This window comes from Psychrobacillus syltrankelensis (assembly GCF_055454035.1).
In genome coordinates this window covers 3,137,269-3,154,336 of record NZ_CM144227.1, presented here as the reverse complement: position 1 = coordinate 3,154,336, position 17,068 = coordinate 3,137,269, and the positions used below count along the sequence as shown (strand labels likewise).

The following is a 17,068-nucleotide window of genomic DNA, read 5'->3' as shown; positions in this document are numbered from 1 at the left end:
ATGTGATTACAAATTGAATTTCTTGAATTTATTTCTTTCAATGTCGTTTTATCCAGTTTTCAAAGAACAAGAGTTAAAGCTGTTGAATCTTCATATAAAATGAACATTCAAAACTGAACTGCAAAACGTTAAGATACAGATAAAAATCTGTATTCCGATATTATCCTTAGAAAGGAGGTGATCCAGCCGCACCTTCCGATACGGCTACCTTGTTACGACTTCACCCCAATCATCTGTCCCACCTTCGGCGGCTGGCTCCCGTAAGGGTTACCCCACCGACTTCGGGTGTTACAAACTCTCGTGGTGTGACGGGCGGTGTGTACAAGGCCCGGGAACGTATTCACCGTGGCATGCTGATCCACGATTACTAGCGATTCCGGCTTCATGTAGGCGAGTTGCAGCCTACAATCCGAACTGAGAACGGTTTTATGGGATTAGCTCACCCTCGCGGGGTTGCGACCCTCTGTACCGTCCATTGTAGCACGTGTGTAGCCCAGGTCATAAGGGGCATGATGATTTGACGTCATCCCCACCTTCCTCCGGTTTATCACCGGCAGTCACCTTAGAGTGCCCAACTGAATGCTGGCAACTAAGATCAAGGGTTGCGCTCGTTGCGGGACTTAACCCAACATCTCACGACACGAGCTGACGACAACCATGCACCACCTGTCACCGCTGTCCCCGAAGGGAAAGATCTATCTCTAGAACGGTCAGCGGGATGTCAAGACCTGGTAAGGTTCTTCGCGTTGCTTCGAATTAAACCACATGCTCCACCGCTTGTGCGGGCCCCCGTCAATTCCTTTGAGTTTCAGTCTTGCGACCGTACTCCCCAGGCGGAGTGCTTAATGCGTTAGCTGCAGCACTAAGGGGCGGAAACCCCCTAACACTTAGCACTCATCGTTTACGGCGTGGACTACCAGGGTATCTAATCCTGTTTGCTCCCCACGCTTTCGCGCCTCAGCGTCAGTTACAGACCAGAAAGCCGCCTTCGCCACTGGTGTTCCTCCAAATCTCTACGCATTTCACCGCTACACTTGGAATTCCGCTTTCCTCTTCTGTACTCAAGTCCCCCAGTTTCCAATGACCTTCCACGGTTGAGCCGTGGGATTTCACATCAGACTTAAAGGACCGCCTGCGCGCGCTTTACGCCCAATAATTCCGGACAACGCTTGCCACCTACGTATTACCGCGGCTGCTGGCACGTAGTTAGCCGTGGCTTTCTAATGAGGTACCGTCAAGGTACGAGCAGTTACTCTCGTACTTGTTCTTCCCTCACAACAGAGTTTTACGATCCGAAAACCTTCTTCACTCACGCGGCATTGCTCCATCAGACTTTCGTCCATTGTGGAAGATTCCCTACTGCTGCCTCCCGTAGGAGTCTGGGCCGTGTCTCAGTCCCAGTGTGGCCGATCACCCTCTCAGGTCGGCTACGCATCGTCGCCTTGGTGAGCCGTTACCTCACCAACTAGCTAATGCGCCGCGGGCCCATCCTGTAGTGACAGCCGAAACCGTCTTTTAACATTTCCACATGTGAGGAAATGGATTATTCGGTATTAGCCCCGGTTTCCCGGAGTTATCCCAATCTACAGGGCAGGTTGCCCACGTGTTACTCACCCGTCCGCCGCTAAATCAGAAGAAGCAAGCTTCTTCATCATTCGCTCGACTTGCATGTATTAGGCATGCCGCCAGCGTTCGTCCTGAGCCAGGATCAAACTCTCCATAATAGAGAACTTAAAAAGCTCATTTTGTTTTGCTGGCATCATCATTAAATGATGTCAAAATTGTTTTGCTATCAAACTAACAAAGTTAGTCTTTCAAGCTATATTTCTTAACGTTTTGCATGTTCAGTTTTCAATGTTCATGTATTAATGGTTTAAGATAATGGAGCGGGTGAAGAGAATCGAACTCTCATCATCAGCTTGGAAGGCTGAGGTTTTACCACTAAACTACACCCGCATATATAAAATTCAAGTTGTTGTTGTTGTTGTTTGGCGCGCCCGGCAGGAGTCGAACCCACAACCTTCTGATCCGTAGTCAGACGCTCTATCCAATTGAGCTACGGGCGCATAATGTGCTTTGGTGCGGCCGAGAGGATTTGAACCTCCACGGGGTTATCCCCCACTAGGCCCTCAACCTAGCGCGTCTGCCATTCCGCCACGACCGCGTAGTTATTCATTAGGACACTACTTACTATACTCTCGTAAACCGAGATTGTCAACAACAAAATGATGAGCCATGTAGGATTCGAACCTACGACCCTCTGATTAAAAGTCAGATGCTCTACCAACTGAGCTAATGGCTCGAAGTAAAATGGCTGGGGTACCTGGATTCGAACCAGGGCATGACGGAATCAAAATCCGTTGCCTTACCGCTTGGCTATACCCCAACATGGCGGTCCCGACCGGGATCGAACCGGCGATCTCCTGCGTGACAGGCAGGCATGTTAACCGCTACACCACGGGACCTCTAAAACTTAAAATATATAAATGACCCCTACGGGATTCGAACCCGTGTTACCGCCGTGAAAGGGCGGTGTCTTAACCGCTTGACCAAGGGGCCATAATGGCTCCGAAGGTAGGACTCGAACCTACGACCAATCGGTTAACAGCCGATTGCTCTACCACTGAGCTACTTCGGAATAATTTTTGTCGTTTTGTTTTACTCGACTTTTTCTATTATAGAGAGCCTTTTAACAAACGTCAACTACTTTTTCGAAATTTAATTAGAATTTTTCATTGAAATTAAAACTAAGTCTCCTAAACACTTACCACATCTATATTTGTTCGTGTTTAATTGAATTTTCCGATTATATATTAATGAACATTTTCTACATTGATAAGTATAAATTTTAGTTCTTGAGCGTTTAGTACTTTCAACAAGAGTAGAACAAAATCTTGGAGATTTGGTTCTTGTTAATAGCTCCTTAAAATCCTTATCTCCATGTTTATAACCTTTTCCTTCTATATGTAAATGATAATGGCACAATTCATGCTTTATCACACCAATCAATTCTTCCATCCCATGTTTTTTATACACAAGAGGATTTATTTGGATATGATGAGACCGAAGCATGTATCTTCCTCCGGTCGTTCGAAGGCGATTATTAAAATATGCTTCATGTTGAAAGTCTTTCCCAAAGACTCTCTTTGATACACTACATATTAATTCATAAAGTTTTTCATCTGTCATTTGTATCTCTCCTATTAAATATACCTCGGTAAATTTCCGTCATAATTTGCATTGAACCCAAGATTAAAAAGAGATTGTCCAATGAATAAGTCATTGGACAACCATTGTTTTTTTATAGTTGTTGTTCCGGTGGAAGCATGGTTAAAGAAACCTTTCCTTTATTCGCATCGTATTGTTCGACCCACACTGTAACAATATCACCTAAGGAGACAACATCTAGTGGATGTTTAACAAAGCCTTTTTTCAACTTCGAAATATGAACTAACCCATCTTGTTTTACACCAATATCAACAAATGCACCAAAGTCTACAACGTTTCGAACGGTCCCTTGAAGCTCCATACCTTTTTGAAGATCTTCCATTTTGAGCACGTCTTTTTTCAAAATAGGTTGCGGAAACGCTTCACGGGGGTCTCTAGTCGGCTTAATCAATGTCTCAACTATATCTTTTAAAGTAATTTCACCAATTTCTAATTCCCTGCTTACTTCCACAATATTTATATTTGTCAAAGCCTCTTCAGCTTCTTTTGATCCGATTTGAGATTTTTTTAAGCCTACAATTTCCAATACTTGCTCAGCGGCTTTATAGCTTTCAGGGTGAATTCCTGTAGCATCGAATGGATTTTTAGCGTCTGGTACACGTAAGAATCCTATAGCTTGCTCATATGTCTTAGCACCCAAGCGAGGAATTTTCTTCAGTTGTGCCCTTGATGTAAATCTTCCCTGCTCATTTCTCAAGTTCACTACATTTTCCGCAACAGTTTTAGATAGACCGGAAACATATTGCAATAAGGACGCAGATGCAGTATTTACATTCACTCCAACTTGGTTAACAGCTGTTTCTACTATAAAAGAAAGAGATTCTGACAATTTCTTTTGGGATACATCATGTTGGTATTGTCCCACTCCTACTGCTTTTGGTTCGATTTTTACCAGTTCAGCAAGCGGATCTTGTAGTCTTCTTGCAATAGATACAGCACTTCGCTGCTCCACCTGTAAATCAGGGAACTCATTTCTTGCAGTTTCAGATGCAGAATACACGCTTGCTCCGGCTTCATTGACAATAACGTAGGCAACGTCGCCTTCTACTTCTTTTAGACAATCTACTATAAATTGTTCTGTTTCACGAGAAGCGGTTCCGTTTCCAATCGCAATTAAAGAGATAGGGTATTTCTTTATATAAGAAAGGACTTTCTTTTTAGATCCTTCCACGTCCATTTTAGGAGCATGGGGATAAATTGCAGAAACCTCTAGTAGCTTTCCTGTATCATCAACTACCGCAAGCTTACATCCAGTTCGATAAGCTGGATCCACGCCAAGAATAACTTTTCCTTTCAAAGGCGGTTGCAATAAAAGATTACGTAAATTTTCCGAGAAAATATGGATTGCTTGAGTTTCTGCTTTTTCCGTTAGCTCTGTTCGGATTTCTCGTTCTACAGAAGGCTGGATTAAGCGTTTATACGAGTCTTCAATCGCCATTTCCACATGTTCAACTGCATCACTGGAAGTATTATAAGATATCCACTGACTTTTCATGAGATTCGTTACTTTATCTATTGGAACCTGAATACTCACTTTGAGCACATCTTCTTTTTCTCCACGATTAAGCGCTAAAGTTCTGTGAGGGACTATTTTTTTCACAGGTTCCTCGTACTCATAATACATTTCAAAAACATTTTTCTCGTCCACTTCAGCCTTTTTAACTGCAGAAATAATCTTTCCATCTAAACGAGATACATTGCGTATTTGTTCACGGATTTTTGCATCATCTGCAAATTGTTCAGCTAAAATGTCTCTTGCTCCTTGAAGTGCCTCTTCTATAGAAAGAACCTCTAATTCTTCACTCAAATAATCGGTTGCAAGCTTTTTAACAGACTCTTTAGGAAACGTAAGTAGCAACTTTGCTAGAGGTTCTAATCCTTTCTCTTTAGCAATCGTTGCTTTTGTTCTTCGCTTTTGTTTATATGGACGATATAAATCTTCTAATCGTTGTAGTACAGTAGCATTTTGAATAGAAGTCGATAATTCTTCTGTTAGCTTTCCTTGCTCATCAATCAATCTGATGACCTCTTCTTTTCGCTGTTCTAGCTGTTGTATGTAATTGTAACGATCTTCGACTGCTTTAATTTGCACCTCATCCAAAGATCCAGTTTGTTCTTTTCTATACCGTGCTATAAAAGGAACTGTATTTCCTTCTTCTAGTAGCTTAATTACTTGTTCTGCTTGGCTTGTTTTCACTCCAGTTTCTTTAGAAACAAGTTGTAGCATTTTCTTTATTTCCAAAACAAACACACCCTCTCCTTATTATTTATTTTAACATAAAAAAGCTTACCCTATATTTAACTAGAGTAAGCTTCCTGTAATAAATGTTGCGTCATCGCCGTGTTCGATATCGTCGAGTACAGCTTTGTATAAGCATTGTGCATTAACCGATTGTTTAATCAATGCTTTTGGACTTCTCAAGTTTACACCGTCAGAATGCAATAAAAATAAATCATTTTTATTATAGGGATATGTTTGTGTGTGAAGCTTTTGCTTTCTTCCAGATAAGTAACCCATAACTGGTAAAGGATAAATCATTTTATCTGTTTCACTTTGATACATATAAAATTTGATATTTCCCACACAGCTATAAGATATTGTTTGTAGTTTAAAATCTACCTTCACAATAGCTACGGCGGCTCCTCTTTTTTGCAGCATTAATTCATTGCAACGTATAAGTAAACTATCAAGCGACTCCTCTGGGTATTTCGCTAAAATTTCCGGCATAATATCCGCAGACTCTTTTGCAACCGGCCCATTACCCAATCCATCTGCAATGGCACAAATTAAATAATCCTCTTTTTGGTCTATATAATATGTGTCTCCAGATTCCAAATTTCCAGTCTTCGCTTCTTGATACACATACATTTCTACCTTTTCATCTGAAAATATTTTCACTGTTTTAATCCACCTGACGCTAAAATTGCTTCTTGCAATTTCTTTATTGCTTTTCTTTGAATTCTTGAAACATGCATCTGAGAAATACCTAATCGTTCGCCTGTTTCTTTTTGACTTAACTGCTCCATGTATGTAAGCTGAATTATTTCTTTCTCACGATCTGATAGTATGCTAAGAGCATTAGCTACCAGTAAACGCTGATCTGTTTTTTCGAATTCTCCATCTGCTTTTCCGATAACATCAAACAGTGTGATAGTACCGCCGTCTGAATCAGAATCCAACGAATGATCCATTGAGAGCGCTTGATAACTCTTACTCATTTCCATGGCTTCTAAAACACTTTCCACTTCTTCCCCCAAAAAGTCAGCTATTTCTGGCACTAATGGGGAACGTTGAAATTCGACTGTTAAAGTTTCTACTGCTGCTCTTATACGTGGACCAAGTTCCTTAATTCTTCTTGGGACATGTACTGCCCAAGTCTTATCCCGCAAGAACCGTTTTATTTCACCGATAATTGTAGGGATAGCAAACGCTTCAAAGCTTTTCCCAATAGTTGGATCATATCTTCTGATTGCCCCTAAAAGGCCTAGCATCCCTACTTGTACTATATCCTCGTGATGTGATTTACCATTTGAATATTTTCGAGCAATAGATTCTACCAACCTTGTATAATTTAACACTAGTTTGGTTTGGGCCTCATCGCTCTCGTTCTGTTGGTATTCTTCAATCCATTCTAATATTTGCTCCTTGGATTGCCTGTTAAGATGTGATGTGTTCGACATTTTCATCCACCTGCTCTACTCCGACATACTTCGTCATAAATACAGTTACACCTTCTTGGTGATGGACTTTTACTTCATCCATTAACGTCTCGATTAAATATAAACCTAAACCGCCTTCTCTTAGAAACGACCCTTCTTCTAAATCATGATAGGGACCAACTTTTGCCTTTGTCTCTTCAAAATCAAAACTTTTCCCATGATCCGCCACCATAATTTCCATTTTTTCTTCATAAATTGCACAGCCGATAACCACTTCTCCTTCCTCGTGATCGGCATATGCATGTTGGACAGCGTTTGTAATAGCTTCACTTGTGGCAATTTTCAAGTCCTCAATCTCGTCATATGTAAATCCAATCCGATTTGCTAAGCCTGAAATTGTCAAACGTGCAACACTAACATATTGTGGTTTTGCAGGCAGCCGGATTTCCACATAATCAAACGGTTTCATCTATTTTCACCTCTTCACTCGCTGTTTGAATATCCATAATTTCACCTAAACCGGTTATATCAAACAATCGTTTTAATCTTGATGAAAGTCCGGTTAATTCTAAATGACTATTTGAAGCTTTTACACTTTTATAAAAACCAACAAATACACCTAATCCTGTACTATCCATATAAGAAACATCTTTTAAATTCAAGTCTATACTTAGATCCTCGGTTAATTGGATCTCTGCTAATTTCTCTCTGAGAACTGGCGCTGTAAAGGCATCGATTTCTCCTGTAATAAAACCTTTAACACACGTATTTTCTTGTAATAGTTTTACTGAAATATTCATTACATTATCCCCCGTCTTCGCTATATATAGAATTCTATACCCCATCATAGCTAGTGATAAACATTTATTATAAGAATCGTACAAGTGCCAATTTCTGGAATAAAATAAGAAAAGTCTTTCTCATCTTATAAAAAAACAGCACATCGCGCTTGCTCGATGAACTCCTTTTCACATCTATAGACTTACGAAAAACTTTAACTAAATGAGCTTACACTTTTTTGAAAATGACAAGCGTAAAATCATCACGTTGCTCAAAATCTTGTAATTCCTCTAATTTGTCGAATACATATTCTACCATTGTTTGAGCAGATTCATCTCTTACACTTTCAATAATATCCATTATAGTTTGTTGTTCAATGAAACCCTCTTTTGATCGACATTCTGTCACTCCATCGGTCATCATCACAACAAAATCGTCTTTATCCAATACAACTGAGCGCTGTTCATATTTTACGTTGGGTATAACTCCAAGCAACAAACCTTTCGCTTGCAACTCCGTAAAACATTTACTCTTTGCACAATATAAAAGAGGTGGTTCATGTCCTGCCGACGCATACGTAAACTCGCTTTTCGCTGTATCATAAGTTCCATAGAACATCGATATGAACATAGAGTCACTTACACTTTTCTCAACAATTCTATTGATAACATCTAACACAATGACAGGATCAGTTTTAGCTCCTGTTAAACTGTCCATGCCATATTTTATCATCGACATACATAGTGCAGCTGGAATTCCCTTTCCTATAACGTCTGCAACTGCAACTCCTACACTTGTCTCATCATTTAAAAAATAGGCATAATCTCCGTTCATCTCTTGTGCTGGCACTGAAATCATACCAATATCTAAACCATTCATGCTGGGTATTTTCGTTTTAAGCAAAGTTTGTTGTACGTTTGAAGCAAGTTCGATTTCCATTTTGAACTCTTCTTGCTTTTTTATTAATGCTTGATGTTCTTTTAACGCCAATCCGTATCGAATCATCACTTCTATTAAAAAATCAAAAGAATGAGATACATTCTTCGGCAAGTCGGGAATTATTTCTTCTAGAGATGCCTTATGTATGCTGATTACCTCTTCTGGAGAAATATTCTTTTGAATTAATTGTCTGCTAAAATTCTGTCCTTCGTACAAGTTATGTTCTGTCTGTCTTAAAGTATATTGTTTTAATATTTCTTTATATTGTCTTTTAAATTCTTGAGGCATGACTCATCTCACCTCCTATCTAAGCCATTTTTTTGCACTAATCGTAGTGCCCTCTCCAAAATTTGTTTCGATTTTAAAATCATCCATTAAACGCTTTACCCCTGGTAAACCTGCTCCAAGTCCACCAGATGTTGTATATCCATCTTCCATTACTTTTCTTACGTCAGATATTCCTGGACCATTGTCCGATGCAATGACTAACAACCCTGTAAGATTGCCTTCTGTAATTTGTTTGATTTCTATATTACCTTTTCCAGCATATAAATAAATATTCCGAGCAAGTTCACTGATTGCTGTTGTAATTCTAGCTTGATCTACCGTTCCGAAGCCAACTTCCTTTGCCTCATTTCTTCCAAGCTGTCTAGCAGCAACAATATCCCACTCTGATATAATATCGACAGAAGACCTTAAGTTCATAATGAATTAGTCCTCCAATTCTCGTTCTAGTTTTTCCAATCCATTTTCTAAGTCTAGAGCGGTTACTACGTTTTCTAACCTTATACCTAATTCGATTAGTGTAATGGCAACAGCAGGTTGAATACCTGTAATAACCACCTTTGCTCCCATAAGACCTGACATGCTAATTACATCACCAAGCACTTTTGCAATGAAAGAATCAATAAAGTCAATTGGTGTTAAATCTAATACAACTCCTCTTGCAGCAGTAGAATGGAGCTTGTCCAATAAGTCCTCTTGAAATGCTATAGCTGTTTGGTCATCTAGTTCCCATTGAATAGAAACAATAAGACATTCTCTTAGTTTTAATATTGGAATTCTTGTCATCATTTTGAGTTCACCTCTACTATAGCTCTATTTGTCAATGCCAAAGCTTGTTCCATTCCTCGTTGCATTGTACTTGTCGTAGTAAAATCATTTAAATTTATGCCTAATGTTACTATTGTCTGTGCAATTTCTGGCCTTATACCAACTAACATACATTTTGCCCCTACTAGACGAACAGCATCAGCAGCTTGAATGATATGATGAGCTACCATTGTATCTACTACAGGAACTCCGGTTATATCAAGCAACACTACTTCCGCTCTGTGCTTCACTACACCTTGTAATAGGTTTTCCATAATTAACTTTGCACGTTCTGTGTCGATTGTACCTACTAAGGGCATAACAGATATTTTATCGAATACAGGAATTAATGATGCCGAAAGTTCTTGTAAAGCTATTTTTTGCAAGTGGACTGTTTTTTCCCAAACCTTCGAGTACGCATCGACAATGCTATGATTAAGCGGCGTTATCCAATTTGTTAATATTTCTCTATGTGACTTAATACTTTGGTCATTTAAGTAACCTACTTCATCCATTTTTTCATAAATTACCTCTGAAAAATTAGTGAGTGCTTTTAAAACAAATGATATAGACCAACCATACCGAACAACTTGGACAGCAAAATCATTTAACTTCACCATATAAGTTTCTTTACTTTCTGTTAAACTTGAAATCATTAACTCACCAAATTCACGAACTGTATTATCTATAACTTTATCTGACATAATTTGAAAGAATCTATCATCTTCTTCGTCTTCCATTTTTATTTTCCATTTCTCCAATATCTCATCTATATTATCATGAATATACGAAGCGATTTGTTTGTTCATAACTACTAATCCATCTCCTCAGTTAATACTAGTATTTATATTGTAGCGAATATCGGCATATTTTACATCTATTTTGCTATTAAAAAAACACAATGTGCCTTTGTCGGCTGCACATTGTGTTTTTACCTATGTATTAAAATTTTACGATTCCTAAACTTATTCCTAATGCATGATCTACTTGGTACATTACATCCTCATCAAGATGCGTAATTTTATCGGTTAGACGTGATTTATCTATTGTTCGCAATTGTTCTAATAAAATAACAGAATCACGTTCGAAGTCATACTGCTTTGCATTTATTTCAACATGTGTTGGCAATTTTGCCTTTTGTATTTGTGCAGTTATTGCCGCAATAATAACAGTAGGACTAAATCGATTACCAATATCATTCTGAATCACCAAAACGGGTCTGGTTCCCCCTTGCTCAGACCCGATTACCGGTGATAAATCTGCGAAAAAAACGTCCCCACGTTTTACGATCAAGTTTTCATCCTCCACTTACGAGTCGCTCAGTAGTATGTTGTGCTTCATACTCTGCATGTAAACATTCCGTACAAATGGATAAGTTTATATGAGACATTTCAACATAACCTTTCATCATCGCTTCTCTTATAAGATTTGACTGTTCTTTCTTAAAATATTCATTTGCTTGGACACGACCGACTTTTTCACTACCAGTTAATGATTTTTTTACGACCTTTACTCCTTCATTAACCATTTGCTTTGGAAGCTGTATAATCGCTTCCTTTTTCTTTTTATCACTTACCACAGCAAACACCTCCGACAAAACATTTCCCTATATGACAATATACTTCATCTTACCATTACTAGAGTCTAAATAAAAGACATAATGAGAAATGATTTGACAAATTATGCATGTAGGACTATTTTGTCGAGATTCATTCACTATAGATTCTAGGAATCCTATTAGATAGCATGCAGCAAATCTCATAAGGTATAGTTTCCAATACATTTGCCCACTCTTCTATTTTAATTTCTTCTGTACCTTGTTTTCCAATTAACACCACTTTTTCTCCAAGAGGTACAGGTTCACGGAGTCGAATCATGCATTGATCCATGCATATCTTCCCTACAATCGATACTCTTTTTCCTTTTACTAAAACAGATTGACTATTCAATTTTCGTAATAGTCCATCTGCATAACCAATCGGAAGCGTCGCTATCCATTCTTCGTCAATAGCCTTGTACTTTGCCCCATATCCAATCGGAGTACCTTTCTCTACCTTTTTCACATGTACTACTTCGGTCACTAAAGAAAGTGCTTGTTCTAAAGGAAAAGGAAGTATTTCATTCATAAAAGATGAGGGAGCAATTCCATACATAGAAATACCATAACGTACAGCATCCCAATACTGTGAGGGGTACCTTAGAGCAGCAGCACTATTCGATGCATGCACCATTTTAGGCTTTTCGTCGAATAGTGCAAGCAATCTTTCGAAGGTTTCCACTTGGGTTTTAAAATGGTCTTGTTCTACTTCATCCGCTGTCGAAAAATGTGTAAATACTCCAGTTACCTGAATCCAGCTTTTTTCTTGTATAAAAGCTAATGCCTCTTTTAAATCATTTTCTTTTACAAAACCAATTCTTCCCATTCCACTATCAATTTTCACATGAACTTTCAAAGGTTTATCAAAATGTTGAATAGAGTGAAGCCATTCAAGGGAATACGCTGTTAAGGTTATATTTTGTTCGGAAGCTTTTTGTAAGAAGGAAGCTGATGCAGCCCCTAGAACAAGAAGTTCAGCAGTTATTCCTGCATCTCTTATGCGTAGGGCTTCTTCTGGAGTTGCAACAGCTAATTGTGTGGCACCTGCACTCAACGCAGCCTTTGCCACTTCAATGTCACCATGACCATATGCGTTTGCCTTTATTGCTGCAATTATTTGTGTGTGTGGTGGGAGCAATTTTTTCAAATTTCGAATATTGGATTTTATAGCCTTCAAATTTATATGGACGAATGTTGGCCGGTAATACGTTTGCGACATGGTACTTCCTTCTTTCCCAGCATTTTGTACTTATTATCCTCCTCAAAAGAAGTGGACGTCAATACAAATCACTTCAATTCAGATACAGACATGGAAGAGGCTACTTCAATCATCTCTTCTTTTGTTAAAGAAGTGGAAGCAAGGAAAAAGGACATACCATCTTGTTCCCATGCAATAGATTGATCGGTTACCGCACCAATAGCAAAGCCTAAATCAACAGGATCTCCTGGAGCAAATACAGGAATGGTTGATGAGGTGTTCTTATCACTTAACTGTTGAATAATTGTAAACTGCTTGTCACCACTATATGTTAAAATAACTCGTTTATCTCCATCTACATCGAGCACTTTTTCTTCTAACAAGTGCAATTGATCCCACTGTACCATTGGATAATGAGTTTCAAATGCTGGATCGTCTATTTCTGCAGATGCTTCTACTGTACCTTTATCCGCTTGCCCTGTAGGAGTTTGTTCAATTTTGAATTCTCCAGCAGAGTGTACTTTACCTAGAGTCACTTGTTTAAACTTAACATTGATTTGCTCTTCCTTATTTTCATTTAGGATAGAAACATGTGTTGGCAATAAAGTCTTTTTATCGATATAAATCCTTTGAATTGGCAACATATTTTTGTGATTGTTACTTGTTTTTGTTTCAAAAACATAATTGCCGCCTTCTTCTTTGAACGTCGATGACTTATCTTTTTTAATGTCCTGCGCCAGTGAACCTATTAAATAGGCTTGGCTATTTTCAGATGGCCATTTACTCTGAAATTTATATGTTTTGTTCAATGCAGGTGTTACAACAAAGACACCTTCTTTGTTACGTACAATCATTTGGGTATTTTCGTCATTCGTATCTGAAACTTTGACACGGTAAAAATCTGGTTTTGTGTGCCATACTTCCACTTGATAGATTCTAGGCTCTTGACCTGTCATTATCTTCATTTCCGCAGTCAATTCATACCCTTTCGTATCAATCCATTTACTGCTCAACTTTTTTAAAACATCTTCTTTGGATTGGGCTCCACATGCAGAAAGTAACAGGATCATCATTATTGCAAATAAACACTTAGCCAATCGGCTTTTCAATCAGTCCATCCTTTCTATTATCACTGCGTTCATTCATTGTATGTAGGTGGACTACCGTTTATGATTGCAGAATTACTTGGGCAGCCGCATATTCTTTTGTGTGTGTAATAGTTACGAAACCATTTACTTGATCGCCTTTAAAGTACAGGCTCGGTTTACCACTAGACTCTCGTATTATTTCAATGTCTAGAAAGCTACATTCCTTTCCTATTCCTGTACCTTTAGCTTTTGCGAATGCCTCTTTTGCAGCGAAACGACCTGCTAAAAATTCAATTTGTCTATGTTCAGATAGTTGATTCATCTGAACTATTTCTTTAACCGTTAAAACCCGCTCTTCAAATTTTTTCGTTTTAGTTTTGATAGATTTTATTCTACTTAACTCTGTAATATCTAATCCTATTCCAGTAATCATGAAGTTCCTCCTTTCCAATGCCTCTAATACAGGCTATACTATGAGTAGAAAATTCGAGGTGACGATATGTTTGTAAGAAGAGAAAACTTGAGACAGTATATTAAATATTATCCCGTTGTATCTACTTTGCTGTCGTTAAATATTTTAGTCTTTATTATAACAAGTATACCGATTGTCGGAAATCAACTGTTCAATTTGGGAATTGGTTTTAATTTACTCATTAGTGAAGGTGAATATTGGCGTTTAATAACACCTATGTTTTTACATTTTGGTTTCATGCACCTTCTATTTAACATGTTCTCTTTATATTTATTTGGACCTGAACTAGAGCAAATAGCTGGAAAAGCAAGATTTTTAACCATATACTTCTTAGCTGGTTTTATCGGGAATATTTGCACATATTTATTTTTTGATTGGAATTACCAGAGCGTTGGGGCAAGTGGTGCGATTTATGGTATATTAGGAGCTTTTGGAGCTTTGGTATATTATACAAGAAATTTCATGCCACAGTTAAAACAAATTATTTTACCTATTATTGTAATAGGTGTGATTATGACGTTTCTTCAACAAAATATTAATATTACTGCCCATATTGTTGGTCTAATAACTGGTTTTATTATTGGAATGATTTATTTCCATCCAAAACGAATCGCAGCATGGAAAAAGAAGAAGAACAAATTTAAAGTAGTCTAAAGTAGTAAGTTTAAAAGAAAAATTAAAGAACAACCATTATAAACTTGGTTGTTCTTTTTCTTTTTGTATAGTGGTAGTATCCATTGGTTGGTACCAATTTATTAGTTTTTCTGCATCTGCTTTATCTAGATGAGGAACTATTGATGTTACGCCACCAACTCCAGATTTAATCGTAGTAACAATAGATGAAACGTTTTTTCTTTTTTGAAAAAAAGTAACTTTCTCTGTCATTGACTGGATTCTCCTTTTCTCCATCCAGATAGTTACTTTACTAAAACTTCGATATCTCATCACTAAGTGTTTATCATTTACCGCATATCCCGCAGTTCTATGTTGCCATCTCCCTAAGAAATAACTTAGAGGCAGCAAGATTAAAGATAGAAGCCCAAAAGGATAAAAAAAGTAAATAACTGCAGTTGAGAGAGGAACAATCCAAAGAAAATCTAATCGATAAAAAAACTTTCTTGATCTTTTTGGAACGGTTACTAATTCCGGTTCTAAATCTAAATCTTGAAAAATTTGTTCCAAGATGGAGTTAATCTCCGCTTTTTTAATTAATGGTAGCAGACGAATTTTTTCATCTTTTTCTTCAAGAGATCCGCCAGCACTATCGACAATAACAGACGCATAGCCAATTAGTTGCCGAAGAGGATTTTCTACGACTCTCAATCCTTGAATACGCGAAAGTGGAAGTGTTATTTTTTTCTTTTCTAAGAGACCTCTAGTAATAATAATCTCGTTATCTTCTACTCGAATCGCAAAGTTATAGAAATTAATTAAAGTGATTATGACTGACACAATCCAAGCAATCAATAAAACGAAGAAAACTCCAAGTACTATTATTAAAACTCCAAATCGTATGAACACAATAATTTCATCATATATCATTTCATATGGAATAATATTAGAAAACTGCGATGCAAATACGGCAAGACCAGAGAAAAATACACCAACTCCTCCCGAAGTACTCGCTAACACAAATAAATCCTTTATAGACATTTTAAAGATTGGACGAGCTTCTTCAGCAATAACTTCTTCTAGGTTTATTCCTTCTATTTCGGCTGATTGTTTGTTCTTTACTTGCATCATTTCTCTTTTTATTTGTTCTGCAGCTTCTTTCCTAATTGCCGTCAATTCTGCATCAGCTTCTTTTGTTGGTCCACCGCCGGCTGTTTCAACTTTGACTTTTACGAGTCCGAACGGTCTATGAAAAATACCCTCAGTATAGTTTAAACTTTGGATCCGCTCAAAAGGAATATACCTCTTTTTCTTTACAAACAAGCCGTATTCAATCCGTAACTCTTCTTCTTCAAACCAATATCTAAATCTCTTCCATTTAACAATTCCACTCACTAGAAGAAAAATTAATACAATACCATATATGCTATATGTAATAAATGAGGGCCAGCCATTAGAATCCCCGTTACCACCGAAACCATTTACTGCAACAACGACAATAAAAGGAAAAATCATATCTTTTAAAACTTTAATAAAGTTTATTATTGCTGAAACTGGATGTAATTTGTACTTTTCATTAGACATCATCTTCCGCCACCCTTGCAAGTACAGATATTCTCCCTCTCAACTCGTCGGCTTCTGCAGTAATAAGTGCAGGAATTATATGATTAGTAGCTGCTGTTGAAATAGTAATAGATGCCAAGTCATATTTTCTTAATATTGGTCCCTGCTCTGTGTCAACATGTTGAACACGAACCATTGGTACTAATGTTCGTTTTATGACAAATAAGCCATGTTGTAATTCAATCTCTTGGTCTCGGACTTCATATCTCCATCGCATCCATCTAACTTTTGGAAACAAATATATTAAAAAGTATGCGAGCAATAGAACAACTACTCCAATAACTAAATATACCCACATATAATTTCCAATAAAATAATTAATTGCACTAATACCTATTCCAACAATTAGCACGATAAGCGTTTGAAAAATTCCATATATTCTCCATACCCGCAATCCTTTTTGTGATAATCGATTAATTGGTTCTTCCCTCATATTAAACACCTCTTCCCTAGTCAATTGTATACGATTTGATAGGGAAAATGTTTCAAATATATAGAGATGTGGAGTTATTTTTAAAGAAAAATGAGGTATTTTCTAAGATACTCTTTGTTTTCTAAGATCTTTTAAGATAGTTTTACATAAGAAAACCTCAAGCACCCTTTAAGTGTAGCTGGTCTCACTAATTCCAAAGTGCTTTGGACGAAACACTGGCTACATCATTACCGTTAGAGTAATGGATCGTGAAGTGACTGCGTCACTTCACGATCCATTTTTTCGGTAATCCTGCGGCGGTTGTTTGTCCGTCGCCCTCTTGGAATTGGTGAGGACATGGTGCGTT

The 17,068-nt window shown here is 37.7% G+C and carries 18 protein-coding genes, 8 tRNA genes and 1 rRNA gene; 1 reads left to right on the top strand and 26 read right to left on the bottom strand.

Going from position 1 to position 17,068, the window contains the following annotated elements:
* Positions 1-170: 170 nt before the first annotated feature.
* The 24 genes from ACTSKG_RS15465 to acpS all read right to left on the bottom strand — a co-directional run bounded on the left by ACTSKG_RS15465 (position 171) and on the right by acpS (position 14,015).
* A 16S ribosomal RNA gene (locus ACTSKG_RS15465) occupies positions 171-1,724 on the bottom strand.
* A 158-nt stretch (positions 1,725-1,882) separates the two neighbouring features.
* A tRNA-Gly gene (locus tag ACTSKG_RS15460) sits at positions 1,883-1,956 on the bottom strand.
* A gap of 33 nt (positions 1,957-1,989) precedes the next feature.
* Positions 1,990-2,066: transfer RNA gene (locus ACTSKG_RS15455), tRNA-Arg, on the bottom strand.
* 11 nt (positions 2,067-2,077) lie between these two features.
* Positions 2,078-2,164, bottom strand: a tRNA-Leu gene (locus ACTSKG_RS15450).
* Positions 2,165-2,229: 65 nt separating this feature from the next.
* A tRNA-Lys gene (locus ACTSKG_RS15445) sits at positions 2,230-2,302 on the bottom strand.
* Positions 2,303-2,311: 9 nt separating this feature from the next.
* Positions 2,312-2,386: transfer RNA gene (locus ACTSKG_RS15440), tRNA-Gln, on the bottom strand.
* A 3-nt stretch (positions 2,387-2,389) separates the two neighbouring features.
* Positions 2,390-2,465 (bottom strand) — tRNA-Asp (locus ACTSKG_RS15435).
* A gap of 22 nt (positions 2,466-2,487) precedes the next feature.
* Positions 2,488-2,559: transfer RNA gene (locus tag ACTSKG_RS15430), tRNA-Glu, on the bottom strand.
* Positions 2,560-2,563: 4 nt separating this feature from the next.
* Positions 2,564-2,638, bottom strand: a tRNA-Asn gene (locus ACTSKG_RS15425).
* An 80-nt stretch (positions 2,639-2,718) separates the two neighbouring features.
* Positions 2,719-3,189, bottom strand: a complete 471-nt coding sequence (locus tag ACTSKG_RS15420) for a SprT family protein (RefSeq protein WP_464755444.1) — start codon at positions 3,187-3,189, stop codon at positions 2,719-2,721.
* A 112-nt stretch (positions 3,190-3,301) separates the two neighbouring features.
* Positions 3,302-5,470, bottom strand: coding sequence for a Tex family protein (locus tag ACTSKG_RS15415; RefSeq protein ID WP_464755443.1), 2,169 nt, complete (start codon positions 5,468-5,470; stop codon positions 3,302-3,304).
* 60 nt (positions 5,471-5,530) lie between these two features.
* On the bottom strand, positions 5,531-6,127 hold the full coding sequence (locus ACTSKG_RS15410) for a PP2C family serine/threonine-protein phosphatase (protein WP_464755442.1): 597 nt from the start codon (positions 6,125-6,127) through the stop codon (positions 5,531-5,533).
* Positions 6,124-6,909 carry an RNA polymerase sigma factor SigB gene (gene sigB, locus ACTSKG_RS15405; protein WP_464755441.1) on the bottom strand — a complete coding sequence of 262 codons (786 nt, stop codon included), beginning with the start codon at positions 6,907-6,909 and terminating at the stop codon, positions 6,124-6,126. Before sigB ends, ACTSKG_RS15410 begins: the two co-directional genes overlap by 4 nt.
* Positions 6,887-7,357, bottom strand: a complete 471-nt coding sequence (rsbW, locus tag ACTSKG_RS15400; protein ID WP_464755440.1) for an anti-sigma B factor RsbW — start codon at positions 7,355-7,357, stop codon at positions 6,887-6,889. The genes sigB and rsbW overlap by 23 nt, the downstream gene beginning before the upstream one ends.
* The gene (locus ACTSKG_RS15395; RefSeq protein ID WP_464755439.1) at positions 7,344-7,688 is read right to left on the bottom strand and encodes an anti-sigma factor antagonist; all 345 of its coding nucleotides are present in this window, start codon (positions 7,686-7,688) and stop codon (positions 7,344-7,346) included. Before ACTSKG_RS15395 ends, rsbW begins: the two co-directional genes overlap by 14 nt.
* 208 nt (positions 7,689-7,896) lie before the next feature.
* Positions 7,897-8,895: a SpoIIE family protein phosphatase gene (locus ACTSKG_RS15390; RefSeq protein WP_464755438.1), complete on the bottom strand. Its 999-nt coding sequence runs from the start codon at positions 8,893-8,895 to the stop codon at positions 7,897-7,899.
* Positions 8,896-8,910: 15 nt separating this feature from the next.
* Positions 8,911-9,312 carry an anti-sigma regulatory factor gene (locus ACTSKG_RS15385; protein WP_464755437.1) on the bottom strand — a complete coding sequence of 134 codons (402 nt, stop codon included), beginning with the start codon at positions 9,310-9,312 and terminating at the stop codon, positions 8,911-8,913.
* 6 nt (positions 9,313-9,318) lie between these two features.
* Positions 9,319-9,681, bottom strand: coding sequence for an STAS domain-containing protein (locus ACTSKG_RS15380; RefSeq protein WP_387583263.1), 363 nt, complete (start codon positions 9,679-9,681; stop codon positions 9,319-9,321).
* Positions 9,678-10,508 (bottom strand): STAS domain-containing protein, encoded by an 831-nt coding sequence (locus ACTSKG_RS15375; RefSeq protein WP_464755436.1) that lies wholly within the window; start codon positions 10,506-10,508, stop codon positions 9,678-9,680. Before ACTSKG_RS15375 ends, ACTSKG_RS15380 begins: the two co-directional genes overlap by 4 nt.
* 133 nt (positions 10,509-10,641) lie before the next feature.
* Positions 10,642-10,992 carry a type II toxin-antitoxin system PemK/MazF family toxin gene (locus ACTSKG_RS15370; protein ID WP_387583259.1) on the bottom strand — a complete coding sequence of 117 codons (351 nt, stop codon included), beginning with the start codon at positions 10,990-10,992 and terminating at the stop codon, positions 10,642-10,644.
* 4 nt (positions 10,993-10,996) lie between these two features.
* Entirely contained in the window at positions 10,997-11,278 is a 282-nt protein-coding gene (locus ACTSKG_RS15365; RefSeq protein WP_387583256.1) for a transcriptional regulator, read from the bottom strand.
* A 130-nt stretch (positions 11,279-11,408) separates the two neighbouring features.
* On the bottom strand, positions 11,409-12,515 hold the full coding sequence (gene alr / locus ACTSKG_RS15360) for an alanine racemase (RefSeq protein ID WP_464755435.1): 1,107 nt from the start codon (positions 12,513-12,515) through the stop codon (positions 11,409-11,411).
* 68 nt (positions 12,516-12,583) lie between these two features.
* Entirely contained in the window at positions 12,584-13,603 is a 1,020-nt protein-coding gene (locus ACTSKG_RS15355; protein WP_464755434.1) for a LolA family protein, read from the bottom strand.
* Positions 13,604-13,661: 58 nt separating this feature from the next.
* Positions 13,662-14,015, bottom strand: a complete 354-nt coding sequence (gene acpS, locus ACTSKG_RS15350; RefSeq protein ID WP_464755433.1) for a holo-ACP synthase — start codon at positions 14,013-14,015, stop codon at positions 13,662-13,664.
* A 66-nt stretch (positions 14,016-14,081) separates the two neighbouring features.
* On the opposite strand from acpS, the gene ACTSKG_RS15345 reads away from it, so the two are divergent.
* Complete coding sequence (locus ACTSKG_RS15345) at positions 14,082-14,708, top strand: rhomboid family intramembrane serine protease (protein ID WP_464755432.1); 627 nt, start codon at positions 14,082-14,084, stop codon at positions 14,706-14,708.
* A gap of 36 nt (positions 14,709-14,744) precedes the next feature.
* Here the strand turns inward: ACTSKG_RS15345 and ACTSKG_RS15340 are convergent, their stop codons facing one another.
* Positions 14,745-16,250 (bottom strand): PH domain-containing protein, encoded by a 1,506-nt coding sequence (locus ACTSKG_RS15340; RefSeq protein ID WP_464755431.1) that lies wholly within the window; start codon positions 16,248-16,250, stop codon positions 14,745-14,747.
* On the bottom strand, positions 16,243-16,722 hold the full coding sequence (locus ACTSKG_RS15335) for a PH domain-containing protein (RefSeq protein ID WP_464755430.1): 480 nt from the start codon (positions 16,720-16,722) through the stop codon (positions 16,243-16,245). The genes ACTSKG_RS15340 and ACTSKG_RS15335 overlap by 8 nt, the downstream gene beginning before the upstream one ends.
* Positions 16,723-17,068 lie beyond the last annotated feature (346 nt).

Excerpts from the sequence above, each read along its gene's own strand:
- rsbW (WP_464755440.1), bottom strand. The coding sequence starts at position 7,357 with ATGAAACCGTTTGATTATGTGGAAATCCGGCTGCCTGCAAAACCACAA.
- ACTSKG_RS15380 (WP_387583263.1), bottom strand. The coding sequence starts at position 9,681 with ATGATGACAAGAATTCCAATATTAAAACTAAGAGAATGTCTTATTGTT.
- alr (WP_464755435.1), bottom strand. The coding sequence starts at position 12,515 with ATGTCGCAAACGTATTACCGGCCAACATTCGTCCATATAAATTTGAAG.
- ACTSKG_RS15335 (WP_464755430.1), bottom strand. The coding sequence starts at position 16,722 with ATGAGGGAAGAACCAATTAATCGATTATCACAAAAAGGATTGCGGGTA.
- ACTSKG_RS15375 (WP_464755436.1), bottom strand. The coding sequence starts at position 10,508 with ATGAACAAACAAATCGCTTCGTATATTCATGATAATATAGATGAGATA.
- ACTSKG_RS15345 (WP_464755432.1), top strand. The coding sequence starts at position 14,082 with ATGTTTGTAAGAAGAGAAAACTTGAGACAGTATATTAAATATTATCCC.
- ACTSKG_RS15395 (WP_464755439.1), bottom strand. The coding sequence starts at position 7,688 with ATGAATATTTCAGTAAAACTATTACAAGAAAATACGTGTGTTAAAGGT.
- ACTSKG_RS15420 (WP_464755444.1), bottom strand. The coding sequence starts at position 3,189 with ATGACAGATGAAAAACTTTATGAATTAATATGTAGTGTATCAAAGAGA.
- ACTSKG_RS15340 (WP_464755431.1), bottom strand. The coding sequence starts at position 16,250 with ATGTCTAATGAAAAGTACAAATTACATCCAGTTTCAGCAATAATAAAC.
- acpS (WP_464755433.1), bottom strand. The coding sequence starts at position 14,015 with ATGATTACTGGAATAGGATTAGATATTACAGAGTTAAGTAGAATAAAA.
- ACTSKG_RS15385 (WP_464755437.1), bottom strand. The coding sequence starts at position 9,312 with ATGAACTTAAGGTCTTCTGTCGATATTATATCAGAGTGGGATATTGTT.
- sigB (WP_464755441.1), bottom strand. The coding sequence starts at position 6,909 with ATGTCGAACACATCACATCTTAACAGGCAATCCAAGGAGCAAATATTA.
- ACTSKG_RS15390 (WP_464755438.1), bottom strand. The coding sequence starts at position 8,895 with ATGCCTCAAGAATTTAAAAGACAATATAAAGAAATATTAAAACAATAT.